This is a genomic window from [Ruminococcus] torques ATCC 27756 (genome assembly GCF_000153925.1).
GTDB classification, from domain to species: domain Bacteria; phylum Bacillota; class Clostridia; order Lachnospirales; family Lachnospiraceae; genus Mediterraneibacter; species Mediterraneibacter torques.
This window is the reverse complement of record NZ_DS264344.1, coordinates 20,651-36,776: the sequence shown is the minus strand read 5'-3', so window position 1 is coordinate 36,776 and position 16,126 is coordinate 20,651. Positions and strand designations below refer to the sequence as shown.

Genomic DNA, 16,126 nt, shown 5'->3' with positions numbered 1-16,126 from the left:
AACACTCACACAAAAATCTATGGGTTATTTTCGGGTTATTTCTTCCACACAAATACCTTCCAAGTATTGATTTTACTGACTTTTTAAGGAGTTCTTCAAAGAGTGCCGTGACAGATGAAGAGCACTTTTATCATTGTTGCATAACCTCGCATTTCCTTGTTTTTCTTGGTATTTCGGGCTTTGTAAGCCCTTGTAAAAAATTGCTTTCTGGCATAACCTGGTTTATTTTCGCATAATATCGTCAGCAAAAGGTGTAAAATAAGGTGTATGTTTTTCCATTTTACACCTTGCTATTTTCAATTAAAAATCGTAATTACACAACCTAAATCCGGGCAACTTCTTCCCTAGCATCCTCAAGATTTACATGCGTATATGTATTCAGCGTTACGCTGATATCTGAGTGGCCCATCAAATATTGCAATGCTTTTGGATTCATTCCGGATTTTGCCATGTTTGAGCAATAGGTGTGCCGACATACATGTGGTGTGATAACAGTCATCTGCGCTTTGTAAGTATTATTATATTTCTGAATGATATGTTGAAAGTAATGCTCCCAGTGCAGAGAATAACAAATACTTCCGTTTTTATCAAAGTATAAGAATCCACTTTTTCCATCTACCATAGGCTCTGCTTTGGGCGGGTTTCGTTTTTCTATTATTTTCCGAAAGCATTCCTCTACATCTGCAGTCATAGGTATCTTTCTCGTTCCGCTAGTTGTTTTAGTCTCTTGAATATAATATCCGATTTTTGATTTCTTCTGCAATTGATGATCGATGTTGATTGTATGCTCCTTGAAATCAATATCAGAAATCGTTAAACCACAAAATTCCGAGATGCGAAGACCGGTTTTAAATAAAATGTAGATTCCCTCATAATACCCGCAAAAATGAGGATCTTCCTTCACAAATCGTAGAAACTTACGTTCCTCTGCTCTGCTGATTGCCTCTCTTGTCACACTGTCATTCACGACCACTTCCATTAGCTGAAACTGAAATGGATTTTTCCTGACCAGGTCATCATCCACCGCCAACTGAAATGCCGGACGAAGAACTCCTCGGATCGAATGGATGGAACTATAGCTTTTCTTTTCTATCTGCTGAAGATGTATCAGCCAACATTTTGCATCCGAAATCCGAATCGTATCAATTCTTCTTTTTCCAAATGGATCCTTCTTCAGTAAATTGATAACTGTTCCGTATCCTGCAACTGTAGTAGGTCTGACACCGGTTTTGGTTGATGTATATTTTTCAACCAGTTCCAGTACCGTCATATTTCCGCCATTTGTTGCAATCTGCTCGAAATGGTCCGCCTGGATTTTCTTCTCCATCTCTCGAAGCGACAAAGTACGGCGCTTTCCTTTCGGAGTTGCATCGTTATGGTCTAAGCGCCAGCTGTATACGCAGCGCTCCTTTCCCATCTCATCTACATACTTAAATCGATATCTGCCATCAGATAACTGTATTTCTCCATTGTGTAATATACGTCCTCTATGATCTCTCCTTTTTTCACTCATAATATTTTAGTCTCCTTCATCAAATGTTCATTTAACTTGGAAGACCGTCTCGGTTTATTCATTATACCACAAGACCTTCTCTTCGCTAAGATAAAATGAACATTATTTTCATTACTATTTCTTCTATTCTGTCACTTAAACTGTACTGGCTGTGTCCAGATAATCTTCAAATAATTTTCTTTTGAACCGGATATGCGAACCAACTTCCAAAATAAAATCTGCTCCTTCATTTTCACCTGCGATTTGTCTCAATCTCTTTTCTCCAATTCCGTAATATTCTGCTGCTTCGGAAACATTTAAAGAATATTTCTTCCAAACAGGTATTGTTTTTTCTGTATGATTCATTCGCATTCCTCCTCCCCTCTGTTTGTATTCAACAGCGTTTTCGCTTTCTCCATTTTCATACTTGCAATCACTTCTCGTTTGCTTGTGCCTCCAACATACATAGGTGTACACATTTCTAAAATACGGTCATAGATACGCCTTTTATCCAACATGGTCTCGCTTTTTATTTCTTTCAGCGGAAGATTCGTTGTGATGATTAAAGGTCGTCCCGAACGGATCCTGCGATCTATGACGCTAAAAATAATTCCTAACGCATATTCTGAATTTCGTTCCACACCAAGATCATCAATAATCAAAAGCTGATATGAAGCCAATGCATTGATATATTCCGTTTTGTCTGCCAGCGGAAATATATCATCGATTCATAAAATTTTCACACCCGGACTTTAGCTCGTCGCTGTGCAAATAAACATCCACCCGCCTAGCGGGTGGTTTTTCATTTTCGGGCATAGCCCTAATATTACTAGCCACGCACAAGTGCGTCTTTTATTGGCCTGCCAGCCACGCGCAGGATTACTTGCTACCCGTAAACGAGTCTCGCGGATCGAATAGACTAATCTGATCCATTTCCTTATCTTGTTTTAGCTGGTTGGCTATGTAACTTTTTATTGCTGCCGTGTTCTTCCCTACTGTATCAACATAGTATCCCTTACACCAAAACTCGCGGTTTCGGTATGCAAATTTCATATTTCCGAATCTCTGAAATATCATTAGGCTACTCTTTCCTTTTAAGTATCCCATGAATCCCGAAACGCTCATTTTGGGCGGGATACTCAGAAGTAAATGAATATGATCCGGACATACTTCTCCTTCGATGATTTCAACACCTTTCCATTGGCACAGTGTTCGGATTATTTCACGAATTGCTTCTTTCTTTTCGTTATAAAATACTTTCCTTCGATATTTAGGTGCAAACACTACATGATATTTGCAATTCCATTTTGTATGTGCTAAGCTTTTTACGTCTGTATTTTGTTCTGACATTATACGGTCCTCCTAATGTGTTTTTATTTACGTAACTGGCAGGTCACGTTTTTATTATACACATTAGGAGTTTTTATTTCTGAATACACCGCTAAAGCTTTCACGGAACCACGCGACTATCGCGTGGTTTTCTTGATACAAAAAGAAACTGCCGTCATTTTGACAGCAGTTTCTCTGTAACCTGTTTCTCTGAATTAAAGATTCGCAACACTTTTTGTATTGATCCAAGTCTTGAAAACTCACGGATTAATAAAACTCGTATAAACCTTTTTCTCTTTTTCAGGAAGACCGAACGCTTCCTTTCCAAGCGCGATACTCTTCATTAGAAAGACCATATTTCTCGCAACACCGCGCATTGTCTGTTTCCCTTCTTCATCAAGCGCCGCCTCTCCGACCTTTCTTCCATGAATACAGTTCCAGTATTGTCCCGATGCGATCGGCATATCTGAAATTGTAAAATATTTATTTAACTCATCAAATGTTGCAGAACATCCGCCTCTTCTTGCACATACGACACTTGCTCCGACTTTCATCGTCTTATCGAATTTAGTACTGTAAAATAACCGGTCAAGACAGGCGATCAGCGTCGCATTTGCAGATGCATAAAAGACAGGACTTGCAATAACCATACCGTCTGCAGCCTCGAATTTCGGTGCAAGCTCATTCACGATATCATCAAACATACACTTTCCGTTTTTATAACATGTTCCGCATGCCGCACATCCTCTGATATCCATTTTCCCAACTTGGATCGTCTCATATTCCACGCCGTTTTCTTCAAAAACATGTTCCATCTCGTGGATCGCGATCGTCGTGTTGCCCTCTGTTCTAGGACTTCCGTTCAAAATCAATACTTTCAATTTTTCTGCCATTTCCCCTTCTCCTTTTCATTTCATCTCTCTTTGTTTTTCTGCTTATACTTTTTACTATATTTTTTACTATATCTCTTACTCTATCTCTATTCTATTTTCCGGTTGTATATTTCTATTCCTCCTTAATCGGCATCATTCATTTTTAAGCTGCTTTGCTCCTAATATCCATTCATTTTCCGTATCTTTCTTATTCTTGAAAATATTATGTATCATCTGAAGACAGATTTTTGCCTCGCAGCTTCAGATAGTAATATTTCACTTTTTCGACAAGTGTTGTCAAATAACGAAGCACCGGTTCTGTAGCAATCGCAAATACTACAAAGAGCATAATACATTCTTTTGTCATACTTGTAATAGCGAACAGATCTTTTAGGAAGATGCTGCAGAACAATAATCCTGCAATACATCCGCTTACAATACTAAACCGTATTTTATTCATCGGCGCGCTGATCTTATATAAGATCATAAATCCTACGATCGCCAAAAGCATCGTTGCCGCCGTTGATATATCCGTAGAGCTTACGTCAAATGTTCTTCCAAATATGACAAGAGCCGCAACTGCAAGAGCATCTGTCAACGCAGCAGGAAGCGCTTTTAATAGCACATTTGTAAGGAAATGTCCTTTGATCATATTTTTATTCGGTTCCAGAGCAAGGAAGAATGCAGGAACACCGATTGTAAACATACTGATCAATGATACTTGAGACGGCTCCAACGGATAAGTAAACATAAACACGACAGACGCAACGCTTAGCAAAAATGAGAAAATATTCTTCACAAGAAATAAACTTGCCGATCTCTGAATATTATTTACAACCCGCCTTCCTTCCAACACAACTTCCGGCATACATGAAAAATCTGACTCCAGCAAAACAAGCTGAGATGCCTGTGCCGCAGCGTCGCTTCCCGATGCCATGGCAATACTGCAGTCGGCATCTTTCAAGGCAAGCACATCATTAACCCCGTCTCCCGTCATTGCTACCGTATGTCCTGCCTCTTTTAAAATACGGACAAACTTCCGTTTCTGACTCGGCGTAACCCGACCGAAAACCGTATTATTCAGAAGCGCTTTCCTCATGGACTGTTCATCTTCAAACTCTGACGCATCTACATATCTGTCTGCATTTTTAATTCCGGCCTGCTTTGCAACATTGGAAACAGTAACCGGATTATCCCCTGAGATAACCTTTACTTCTACGCCTTGTTCTGCGAAATACTCAAACGTCTCTTTTGCAGCTTCTCGTATAGGATTGGCAAGTAAAACAAAGCCAAACGGAAGAATGCCATGTGTCAGAGGTTTTCCGTCAACCTCTCCGTCATAAATTCCAAAAGCAAGAACTCTGGATCCTGTAGATGCATATTCTGTGATCTCTTCCGCATAATCGTCATACTTTTCTTTTAAAACAAATTCCGGCGCTCCGAGCACATAAGCTCCGTCTTCAAATGTAACGCTGCTGTATTTTGTTGCGGAAGAAAATCCTGTTTTTGACAAAACCTTCTTTCCTGATGCTTTTGTAAAATATTCTTTTAGGGCAGCCATCGTAATATTATCATTTGTCATAGCTGCCGCAAAATCTCCGACAAGCAAAGATAACCCGCCCTTTTCTTTTTCATCGTACTCATCCGTCTTGATCAGCTTTTGGACTTTCATTGTATTTTCCGTAATCGTTCCTGTCTTATCCACACAAAGCACGTCTACACGGGCAAGCGTTTCAATACATTTCATATCATGCAAAAGCACTTTTTTCTGTGCAAGACGAATTGAACTCACCGCAAGCGCCACACTTGCAAGAAGATACAATCCTTCCGGAATCATTCCGATCACCGCCGCGATCATAGATGTCACGCTTTCTCTAAATCCATCATGTTGAATGAAAAATGCCTGTGAAAAAAGAACGATTCCGATCGGGATAATAGCTACTCCTACACATTTAACAAGCTTATCAAGCGAACGAATCATTTCCGACTGTTCTTTTGACTGCATCGCTTTTGCCTGCAATGTCAATTTCGATATATATGAATCCTCTCCTACTTTATCAAGCCGCGCGTGACATTGTCCGGAAACAATAAAGCTGCCTGACATCAGTTTATCGCCTTTACGTTTTGTAATCTCATCGGCTTCACCTGTCAAAAGCGATTCATTCACCTGAACTTCTCCGGCAGATACTTCCGCATCGGCACACACCTGATCGCCGGCTTTAAAAATTACGATATCATCTACGACAAGATCTTCGGCATTGATCACCGTTCTTTTTCCGTCTCGGACAACAGAGGCGCGGGGCGCATTCAACATAGTCAGCTTATCCAGTACTTGTTTTGCTCTAATCTCCTGAATAATTCCAATCAATGTATTTGCAATAATAACCGGAAGAAATGTCAAATCTCTGAAAGATCCCACAAGACAGAGCAATACTGCAAGCACGACAAAGATTAAGTTGAAATAAGTAAATACATTTTCATGAACAATCTCTTTCGTCGTCTTTGACGGAGGTTCAACCGCCTTGTTCGTCCAACCGTGCAGCCGGTGTTCCTGAACTTGCTGACTTGTCAGTCCCTTTTTATATTCGGGATTATATCTTGTTGTCGGGAGCCGTCGTTCCTTTTTTTCTTCTACCTGCAATTTTTTTCTTCTTGCCATACAGCTTTTCACCTCTGTCTCTTCTTTTGTGTCTAACTTCTTATTGCTGTTCTTTTTTATTTTCTATTCATACCGTTGTACAAGGGTAGCGTCGATGTACAGACCGTAAACGGTTCTTTCTGTACAGCGACGCTATCGCCTGCAATTTTTTAATTTTAACAGATAATCTTTATTCCTCAGAAATATGCACTTCTTTGTCTGATGCTTTTTCTTCCTCTAAAATCTGTCTGCCATCTGCCGCAAACTCTGCGCCTGATGCAGTCTCTCCATCTGAAGAAAGTTCTTTCTGTGACAAGATCCGCATAAATTCGTCCCCTGTGATTGTTTCTTTCTCATACAAATATTTGGCAAGTTCATGCAATTTCCCCTGATTATCTTTCAACAGCTTTCGCGCCTTCTCATAAGACTGTTTTACCATATCTACAACCATATCGTCAATAGTTGCCGCTGTCTCAGGAGAACAACTTAAACTGCTGTCGCCTCCGAGGTACGGATTTGACTGCGTCTCAAGAGCAACCATTCCAAATCGGCTGCTCATACCATATCTGGTGATCATTGCCCTGGAAAGCTTCGTCGCCTGTTCAATATCATTTGACGCTCCTGTTGTCACTGAGCCGAATACAAGCTCCTCCGCGCATCTTCCTCCTGTCAATGTCGCAATTTTATTTTTAAGTTCTTCTTCAGTCATCAGATTACGTTCCTCTTCTTCTACCTGCATCGTATATCCGAGCGCACCCGAAGTTCTGGGAATGATCGTAATTTTTGTCACCGGAGCCGAATGTGTCTGTAATGCCGCCACCAAAGCATGACCGATCTCATGATATGCGACGATCAGTTTCTCTTTCGTCGAAAGAACACGGTTTTTCTTTTGGTATCCCGCGATCACAACTTCAATACTTTCCTCTAGATCCGACTGCACAACAAATTTTCTGTTTTCACGGACAGCCCGAAGAGCCGCCTCATTCACCATATTTGCCAACTCCGCTCCTGATGCTCCCGAAGCTGCTCTTGCAATCGCATTAAAATCCACATTATCCCCGAGTTTTATTTTTCGTGCATGCACTTTCAGTATTTCTTCACGCCCTTTAAGATCGGGAAGTTCTACAGGGATTCTCCGGTCAAAACGTCCCGGGCGCAAAAGCGCCGGATCCAATGTGTCCGGTCGGTTTGTTGCCGCAAGTATTACAACACCTTTCGACGCATCAAAACCGTCCATTTCTGTAAGGAGCTGATTCAATGTTTGCTCCCGTTCATCATTTCCTGCCATTCCGTGGCTGTCACGTTTCTTGCCGATCGTATCGATCTCATCGATAAATACAATACAAGGGGCTTTCTCATTTGCCTGTTTAAACAGATCACGCACTTTTGAAGCTCCCATGCCGACAAACATTTCTACAAATTCCGAACCCGAAATAGAGAAAAACGGAACTCCCGCTTCCCCTGCAACGGCTTTTGCAAGAAGCGTCTTTCCTGTTCCCGGAGGCCCCACAAGGAGGGCGCCTTTCGGACATACGGCGCCGATTTCCTGATATTTCTGAGGATTATGAAGGAAATCAACAATCTCTGTCAAAAGTTCTTTTGCTTCATCTTCACCTGCCACATCGTTAAACGTAATACCCGTCGTAGACTGCACATATACTTTTGCATTGCTCTTTCCAAACTGCATAAACTGGTTTCCGCCTGCCGCTCCGCCCATCTTTTTCATGAGTTGACGTGACAAAAACTGTCCGAGGAGAATGAAAATGATCATCGGAATCACGATTGATAAGAGCATACTTAAAAACGGACTCATCTGTCGATCCGCAACTCTTCCGAACTTACATCCTGCTTTTTCCAAACGGTTTACAAGATCCGGGTCATCAAACCTCGTAGTTTCATACTGTCTGGAATCTTCACTTTTATCTGTAAAATAAATGCTTTCGCCTTCGAGCTGTACTTTCGATACTTCTTTGTTTTCTACCATCGTAAGGAACGTGCCGTAATCAACTTCCTCAACATTTCCCCCTACAATGGCAGGGAATACAAAGGAGTTAAAAAGGATCAGCACCGCAATCGCTATCAGATAATATACGATCAATGGCTTTCTTGGTTTTTGTACTTGTTTCATAAAAGTCCTCCTTTCTGTATCCCTCTGCTTCTCTTCTGTTAAACCAATCTTTTAAAGAGAGCTTTATTTTTCTTTTTTCTTCAGCGCCAGACGGATTGCTTTCAAAATCTGGATGATCGGAATATTCACTGCCGCAAGGCCGTATACGATCAAAAGCTGCGTCAAATTCAACGTCTGTACTTTAAAAATACTGTGAAGTCCCGGAATCATAACAACCATTGTCACTAATGCCAGACCTACAACAAATGCACCTATCAAATAAATATTATTTAAAAGCTTGCTTGTAAATACAACAGGTCTGTCTGATTTGCAGTTAAATCCATGGAACAATCTTGCAGAGCACAGTGTCGCAAATGCCATTGTACTTCCAAGCAATGCATTACCGCCTTTATATCCGATCAAAAATGCGATCATTGTTGTGATTCCGATTGACAGTCCTTCTGTTCCGATTTTCAGCATAAAATCTTTTGTAAGGATCGACTCGTTCATCGGTCTTGGTTTTTCTTCCATCACTTCTTTAGAGTGAGGTTCAAGTCCGAGTGCTATTGCCGGAAGGCTGTCTGTCAACAAGTTAATAAACAACAAATGCACAGGTGCGAACGGAACCGGAAGACCTGCGATAGAAGCGTAGAGCACAGCGAGAATCGCGCCAAAGTTTCCCGAAAGCAAAAACTGGATGGAGTTTTTAATGTTCCGGTAAATATTTCTTCCGTTTTCTACCGCTTTTACGATCGTTGCAAAGTTATCATCTGTCAATACCATCGCCGCTGCATCTTTCGATACTTCACTTCCGGTGATTCCCATTGCAACACCAATATCCGCCTGTTTCAGCGCCGGCGCATCGTTTACTCCGTCACCTGTCATAGATACAATATTTCCCTTTTCCTGCCATGCACGTACAATACGGATTTTATGTTCCGGAGAAACACGGGCATATACGGAAATTCCCTCTACAAAATCTTTCAATTCTTCATCGGAAAGTTTATCAATCTCCGCACCTTCACATGCTTCAGACTCATCTTCCAAAATACCGATTCTTTTCGCAATCGCCGCAGCCGTCACTTTATGATCTCCCGTGATCATAATCGGACGAATACCCGCCTTCTTACATTCCGCTACAGCAGCTTTGGATTCTTCACGCGGAGGATCCATCATTGCGATCAAGCCGATAAACGTAAGATTATATTCGTCTTCCAAAGTCAATTCCAACTCGTCTGACACTGTTTTATATGCAAAAGCAAGAACACGGAGTCCCTGTCTTGAAAATGCCTGATTTTGTTCTTCGATATTTTTTCTGTCCTGCTCCGTCATCGGACGCACTTCAGAACCGATCTGTATCTGATCCATACGAGTCAGCAACACATCGACCGCACCTTTTACGATCATCGTAGGAACATTTTCAATCGTATGCTTTGTTGACATTAACTTACGATCGCTGTCAAAAGGATTTTCACTCTCACGAGGATATTTCGTTCTTATTTCTTCCGGATCAAGTCCAAGCTTACTTCCAAGATTGATCAAAGCTGTTTCTGTCGGATCTCCGATTTCTACGCCGTCTGTATTTTTAGAATCGTTGCATAACATACTTCCGATCAACAGCCTGCTCTGGGAAGGGTCATTCAAATCTATATCTTCTGCTTTAATGCAAAGCTCATCAACATAATAATCTTCTACTGTCATTTTGTTCTGTGTCAGCGTTCCTGTTTTATCAGAACAAATGATCGATACGCTTCCGAGTCCTTCCACTGCCTGAAGTTTACGCATGATCGCATGTTCTTTCGCCATCTTCTGCGTACCAAAAGAAAGTACGATTGTAACAATAGAACTAAGCGCTTCCGGAATTGCCGCCACTGCAAGGGCTACTGCAAAAAGAAAGGCATCACCGATCTTATCGCCTCGCAAAATATTGATTCCGAATAAAATACCACAGAATACAAGGATCAAGATCGACAACTTTTGACCAAACTGATCCAGATTGATCTGAAGCGGCGTCTTTTTCTCGGAAGTTGTCTTTAACAGACTTGCGATTTTTCCGACTTCTGTCTCCATCCCGATTCCGGTTACAACAAAAGATCCCCTTCCATATGTGACAAAGCTTCCTGAATAAACCATATTCAATCTATCGCCAAGCGGAACCTCTTCTTCATTTATAATATCTACAGACTTTTCTACTCCAAGACTTTCTCCTGTCAAAGCGCTCTCATCAACTTTCAGGCTGGCGCTTTCCAAAAGACGTCCGTCGGCAGGAATGTAATCTCCTGCATCCAACATTACAATATCACCGACTGTTACTTCCGAAGACGGAATCGGGATAACTGTTCCGTTTCTCAGCACTTTTGCTTCCGGACCGGAAAGTTTTTTCAGGCTGGCAAGAGATTGTTCTGCTTTCACAGTCTGAACTGTTCCCAGTATTGCATTCATTGTGATTACGATTAAAATAACCGCCGTACTTTCCACATCTCCCATAAATCCCGATGCAATAGCCGCAATGATCAGGATGATAACAAGAAAGTCCTTGTACTGTTCAAGAAAGATCTGAAGCACCGTCTTTTTCTTGCCCTCCACAAGCTCATTCCGACCGTATTTTTCCTGATGCTCTTTCACCTGCGATTCAGTAAGCGGTTCGGCAGAGCCGTTTAACTGCTTCATCGTATCCTCTCCGGACATTTGATAAAATGTTTTCATCTGTTTTCCTCCTTAAGATTATATGAGTGTGCATTATGCACGGAGCTTTTTCATCCTATAAGAAGTAATATTTCTCATACAATAAAAAAGAGACTCCTATTGCACACTAATTATGTAATGCAATAAAAGTCTCACTGTTTAATCACGATACGGATGCATATGCATCGTACTGACGACATCGCAAACGCTTTTAACAAGCGCCAGTTACTCCCTTTTACTAAACAGTAATATATCTGAAATAAAAGTATGTGTCAACGCCTTTTCTTAAATTAACAGTTTTTTCACAAACTATCGATCAAAGCTTTTACTTTCCTGGCAGCATGTTCTAAACGAATAAAAAATGAAAATATCTTATTTCCTATATTAACATACTCCCTGCGCTGTCATTGCATCTGCAACTTTCTCAAATCCGGCAATGTTGGCTCCTACTACATAGTTACCTTTAAATCCGTATTTTTCAGCTGCATCAGCCATGTTATGGCAGATATTTACCATGATCGACTGCAGTTTCGCATCTACTTCTTCAAATGTCCAGCTTAAGCGCTCGCTGTTCTGGGACATTTCCAGAGCAGATGTTGCGACACCGCCTGCATTTGCTGCTTTTCCCGGTGCGAAGAGGACTCCGTTCTCCTGAAGGTATTCTGTTGCTTCCATCGTAGTCGGCATATTAGCGCCTTCTGCAACTGCCATACATCCGTTTGCAACAAGCATTTCTGCATCTTCAAGATGAAGTTCATTCTGTGTTGCGCATGGAAGAGCGATATCAACTTTCACAGACCATACTCCTTTTCCTTCGTGATATTCGGAATTCGGACGATATTTTTTATACTCTGTCAGTCTTGCACGATTTACTTCTTTAATTTCTTTCAATGCTGCAAGATCAATTCCTTCCGGATCATATACCCATCCTGTAGAATCACTTACTGTCACTACTTTTGCTCCAAGTTCCTGTGCTTTTTCCGTCGCATAAATTGCAACATTACCTGAACCTGAAACTGCAACTGTCTTTCCTGCCAGTTCTTTTCCGTTGATCTTAAGCATCTCCTGTGTCAGGTATAACAGACCATATCCTGTCGCTTCTTTTCTTGCAAGAGAACCGCCGTAACTTAAGCCTTTTCCTGTAAGAACGCCTTCGTAAACGCCGCGGATTCTCTTATATTGACCGAACATATATCCGATCTCTCTTGCGCCTGTTCCGATATCTCCTGCCGGAACGTCTGTATCTGCGCCGATATATTTACAGAGTTCTGTCATAAAACTCTGACAAAATGCCATAACTTCTCTGTCGGATTTGCCCTTTGGATCAAAATCACATCCGCCTTTACCGCCTCCGATCGGAAGTCCTGTAAGGGAATTTTTAAATATCTGTTCAAATCCGAGGAACTTAATGATACCAAGATTTACTGAAGGATGAAGGCGAAGTCCGCCTTTATACGGTCCTATTGCACTGCTGAACTGTACGCGGTATCCTGTATTAACCTGAACCTGTCCGTTGTCATCTACCCACGGAACACGGAACTTAATCTGTCTTTCAGGTTCGACGAGTCTTTCAAGAAGAGCTTCTTTACGGAACTTTTCCTCATTTGCTTCAATTACAACACGAAGAGATTCAAGAACCTCTTTTACTGCCTGATGGAATTCCGGTTCTGCCGGGTTTTTCTTCACAACTAAATCAATTACCTCATCAACGTATGACATCTCAAATTACCTCCTGAATGAATTTACGGATCATATCCGACATAGAATTTTTTCTACTCGTACATTTTAAAAGGAAAATGAAAGATTGTCAACGTAAAATTTCAATTTTTTGCCTTTATTACATATAATATATCCTATTTTGAAAGAAAAACATCTTGTTTTATTCATTTTGGGCGCTATATAATTTAATCAGATTCTTTCTTCCATAACGAAAAACAGGATGCCGTCGGCATCCTGTTTAAGTGCACTTATTAATTATATTTACGTTTTCTAGCAGCTTCAGATTTTTTCTTACGTCTTACGCTTGGTTTTTCATAGTGCTCCCTTTTGCGGATCTCCTGCTGAATACCAGCTTTAGCACAGTTTCTTTTGAATCTGCGTAAAGCGCTATCTAACGTCTCGTTTTCTTTAACGATTACATTTGACATAGTCTCACACCTAACCTCCCCTCCAGCCTTGTATTGTGCATAATACGACTGTTCGGGTATTTTTATTGCACTAATAAAGATTATAACATATTTTTTTCTCCCGTCAACTATTTCCGAGCAAAAACTTCATAAAATCTTATAAAAAATGCATTTTTCTATATTTTTACAAAATAAAACTATTCTTTGATCTGTTCTGCAAGAACTTCTTCCGCTTTTTTCAATGCATCCTGGATTCCTGACGGATTCTTTCCTCCCGCCTGCGCCATATTCGGACGACCACCGCCGCCGCCTCCGACACATCCTGCGATCGCTTTCACAAGATTTCCGGCGTGAGCGCCTTTTTTCATCGCTCCGTCTGTCGCAGTAGCCATCAGACTGACTTTACTATCGCTTCCTGATGCAAGGACGACAACTCCGTCTCCTAATTTTTCTTTCAACTGATCGCCAAGTTCTCTAAGTCCGTTCATGTCAACGCCCTCGATCTGCGCTGCCAAAAGTTTTATTCCTTTTACTTCTTTCACCTGATCCAGTACGTCTCCTGCCGCACTTTGAGCGATCTTACTTTTCAGACTTTCCACTTCGCTGTGTAATGTTTTGTTTTCAGCAATCATATGATGAATCTTATCTGATAAATTGTCAGGCGTTGCTTTTAAAAGCGCTGCCGCATTTTTCAATTTTTCTTCTGTCTGCGCATAATATTTCATCAGCCCTTCTGAAGTCAAAGCCTCAATTCTGCGAACTCCTGCCGCCACACCTGTCTCTGAAACAATTTTCAGAGCCATAATCTCCGATGTGTTATTCACATGAGTTCCGCCGCAAAATTCAATAGAATAATCTCCCATATTCACGACACGGACTATATCACCGTATTTTTCTCCGAACAGAGCCTGCGCTCCTGTCTTTTTTGCCTCTTCGATCGGCATATTTTTAATATCTACATCGTATGCTTTTGCAATACTTTCATTGACAAGTTTCTCAACCTGTGTGATCTCATCTTCTGTCATCGCCGAAAAATGTGTAAAATCAAAGCGAAGTCTGTCTTCATTTACGCTTGATCCTGCCTGTTCTACATGACTTCCCAACACTGTACGAAGTGCTTTTTGAAGAAGATGAGTTGCGCTATGATTCCTTGCTGAAAGAGCACGCTTTTTCGCATCCACTTCCAGCACTACTTTATCTCCGGATCTGATCATTCCCTTTGTCATAACTCCGACATGACCGACTTTTCCGCCGAGCAATTTCACTGTATCTTCTACTTTAAATTCACCTTCTGCAGTACGGATATATCCTGTATCCGCCTCCTGACCTCCGCTTGTCGCATAAAACGGGGTCTCCTGAACAAAGACCGTACCGTGCTCTCCTTCAGATAATGCGTCCGCAATCTCCGTTTCCGTTGTAAGAACAGTCACGTCTGATTCCCATGTAAGATGTTCATATCCGACAAATTCACTTGTCACATTCGGATCGATAGACTCATATACTGTTACATCAGCTCCCATATAATTCGTCACTTCACGGGCGTCACGGGCTTTTTTTCTCTGAACTTCCATGGAGGCTTTAAATCCATCTTCATCCACACAGAGTCCTTTTTCTTCCAAAATTTCTTTTGTCAGATCGAGAGGGAATCCATATGTGTCATACAGGCGGAAAGCATCTTCGCCGTTTAATATCTTTTCTTCTTTTTTCTCCATATCAGAGATCATCTCTGCCAAAATTCCAAGTCCCTGATCTATTGTTTTATTGAACTGCTCTTCCTCTTTGGAAATCACGTTCAAAATAAATTCTTTCTTCTCCTCCAGCTCCGGATACCCGTCTTTTGATCCCGCAATGACAGTTTCTGCAAGCTCCGGCAGGAATCCTTTGTGAATGCCGAGAAGTCTTCCATGACGGCAGGCTCTTCTAAGCAGACGGCGAAGAACATAACCGCGGCCTTCATTAGACGGCATAATTCCATCTGAGATCATAAAAGTCACAGAACGGACATGATCTGTAATGACGCGGATCGAGACATCATTGTTGTACTCTTCCCCGTATTCTTTTTCCGCAAGGCGGCATACGTGATCACGAAGCGCTTTAATCGTATCAACATCAAAAATAGAATCTACATCCTGCACAACAGACGCCAGACGTTCCAATCCCATTCCCGTATCAATATTCTTCTGCTCCAGCTCACTGTAATTGCCGTTTCCGTCATTGTCAAACTGTGTAAATACATTATTCCAAATTTCCATGTAACGGTCGCACTCGCAGCCTACTGTACAATCAGGACTTCCACAGCCGTATTTTTCTCCCCTGTCATAATACACTTCTGAACAGGGTCCGCACGGACCGGAACCATGCTCCCAGAAATTATCTTCTTTTCCGAATTTAAAGATACGTTCTGCCGGAATCCCCATCTTCTTATTCCATATTTCAAATGCTTCCGCATCGTCCTCATATACGGACGGGTACAGTCTATTCGGGTCAAGGCCGACTACTTCTGTCAGAAATTCCCATGTCCACTGAATCGCTTCTTCTTTAAAGTAATCTCCAAACGAAAAATTTCCGAGCATTTCAAAAAATGTACCGTGACGCGCTGTCTTTCCGACATTTTCAATATCTCCCGTACGGATACATTTCTGGCAGGTAGTCACTCGCTTTCTCGGCGGAATCTCCTGTCCTGTAAAATATGGTTTTAACGGCGCCATACCCGAATTGATAAGCAGAAGGCTCTTATCATTGTGCGGCACCAATGAAAAACTCTTCATCGCAAGATGTCCTTTACTCTCAAAGAACTCTAAAAACATTTTTCTAAGTTCATTTACTCCATATGCCTTCATTGCATTTTCCTCCTCTTTCGCTCCAAAAGCCTGTTTT

General features: G+C 41.4%; 10 protein-coding genes and 1 pseudogene. All 11 read right to left on the bottom strand.

Annotated features, from left to right (window positions below; genetic code table 11):
* Nucleotides 1-322: 322 nt before the first annotated feature.
* Nucleotides 323-1,513 carry a site-specific integrase gene (locus RUMTOR_RS00250; RefSeq protein WP_004844955.1) on the bottom strand — a complete coding sequence of 397 codons (1,191 nt, stop codon included), beginning with the start codon at nt 1,511-1,513 and terminating at the stop codon, nt 323-325.
* Nucleotides 1,514-1,648: 135 nt separating this feature from the next.
* Nucleotides 1,649-1,858 carry a MerR family transcriptional regulator gene (locus tag RUMTOR_RS00245; protein WP_004844954.1) on the bottom strand — a complete coding sequence of 70 codons (210 nt, stop codon included), beginning with the start codon at nt 1,856-1,858 and terminating at the stop codon, nt 1,649-1,651.
* A pseudogene (locus RUMTOR_RS00240) lies at nt 1,855-2,220 on the bottom strand (ATP-binding protein); the annotation flags it as partial. The gene RUMTOR_RS00245 and the pseudogene RUMTOR_RS00240, both read right to left, overlap by 4 nt.
* A 151-nt stretch (nt 2,221-2,371) precedes the next feature.
* Nucleotides 2,372-2,842, bottom strand: coding sequence for an IS200/IS605 family transposase (tnpA, locus tag RUMTOR_RS00235; RefSeq protein ID WP_004844952.1), 471 nt, complete (start codon nt 2,840-2,842; stop codon nt 2,372-2,374).
* Nucleotides 2,843-3,081: 239 nt separating this feature from the next.
* A complete protein-coding gene (locus RUMTOR_RS00230; protein WP_004844951.1) occupies nt 3,082-3,714 on the bottom strand; it encodes a flavodoxin family protein in 633 nt (210 codons plus the stop codon).
* Nucleotides 3,715-3,916: 202 nt separating this feature from the next.
* Nucleotides 3,917-6,352, bottom strand: coding sequence for a cation-translocating P-type ATPase (locus RUMTOR_RS00225; protein WP_004844950.1), 2,436 nt, complete (start codon nt 6,350-6,352; stop codon nt 3,917-3,919).
* A gap of 169 nt (nt 6,353-6,521) precedes the next feature.
* Entirely contained in the window at nt 6,522-8,459 is a 1,938-nt protein-coding gene (gene ftsH / locus RUMTOR_RS00220) for an ATP-dependent zinc metalloprotease FtsH (protein WP_004844949.1), read from the bottom strand.
* 63 nt (nt 8,460-8,522) lie between these two features.
* Nucleotides 8,523-11,144 (bottom strand): cation-translocating P-type ATPase, encoded by a 2,622-nt coding sequence (locus RUMTOR_RS00215; protein ID WP_004844948.1) that lies wholly within the window; start codon nt 11,142-11,144, stop codon nt 8,523-8,525.
* Nucleotides 11,145-11,507: 363 nt separating this feature from the next.
* A complete protein-coding gene (gdhA, locus tag RUMTOR_RS00210; RefSeq protein WP_004844947.1) occupies nt 11,508-12,842 on the bottom strand; it encodes an NADP-specific glutamate dehydrogenase in 1,335 nt (444 codons plus the stop codon).
* 251 nt (nt 12,843-13,093) lie between these two features.
* On the bottom strand, nt 13,094-13,270 hold the full coding sequence (rpsU, locus tag RUMTOR_RS00205; protein WP_004054229.1) for a 30S ribosomal protein S21: 177 nt from the start codon (nt 13,268-13,270) through the stop codon (nt 13,094-13,096).
* A gap of 176 nt (nt 13,271-13,446) precedes the next feature.
* Nucleotides 13,447-16,089 (bottom strand): alanine--tRNA ligase, encoded by a 2,643-nt coding sequence (gene alaS / locus RUMTOR_RS00200; RefSeq protein WP_004844946.1) that lies wholly within the window; start codon nt 16,087-16,089, stop codon nt 13,447-13,449.
* Nucleotides 16,090-16,126: the final 37 nt, after the last annotated feature.

Bases quoted from the DNA above. Each gene is read 5' to 3' on its own strand.
- RUMTOR_RS00225 (WP_004844950.1), bottom strand. From the start codon at position 6,352: ATGGCAAGAAGAAAAAAATTGCAGGTAGAAGAAAAAAAGGAACGACGG.
- alaS (WP_004844946.1), bottom strand. From the start codon at position 16,089: ATGAAGGCATATGGAGTAAATGAACTTAGAAAAATGTTTTTAGAGTTC.
- ftsH (WP_004844949.1), bottom strand. From the start codon at position 8,459: ATGAAACAAGTACAAAAACCAAGAAAGCCATTGATCGTATATTATCTG.
- RUMTOR_RS00215 (WP_004844948.1), bottom strand. From the start codon at position 11,144: ATGAAAACATTTTATCAAATGTCCGGAGAGGATACGATGAAGCAGTTA.
- tnpA (WP_004844952.1), bottom strand. From the start codon at position 2,842: ATGTCAGAACAAAATACAGACGTAAAAAGCTTAGCACATACAAAATGG.
- RUMTOR_RS00250 (WP_004844955.1), bottom strand. From the start codon at position 1,513: ATGAGTGAAAAAAGGAGAGATCATAGAGGACGTATATTACACAATGGA.
- gdhA (WP_004844947.1), bottom strand. From the start codon at position 12,842: ATGTCATACGTTGATGAGGTAATTGATTTAGTTGTGAAGAAAAACCCG.
- RUMTOR_RS00245 (WP_004844954.1), bottom strand. From the start codon at position 1,858: ATGAATCATACAGAAAAAACAATACCTGTTTGGAAGAAATATTCTTTA.
- RUMTOR_RS00230 (WP_004844951.1), bottom strand. From the start codon at position 3,714: ATGGCAGAAAAATTGAAAGTATTGATTTTGAACGGAAGTCCTAGAACA.
- rpsU (WP_004054229.1), bottom strand. From the start codon at position 13,270: ATGTCAAATGTAATCGTTAAAGAAAACGAGACGTTAGATAGCGCTTTA.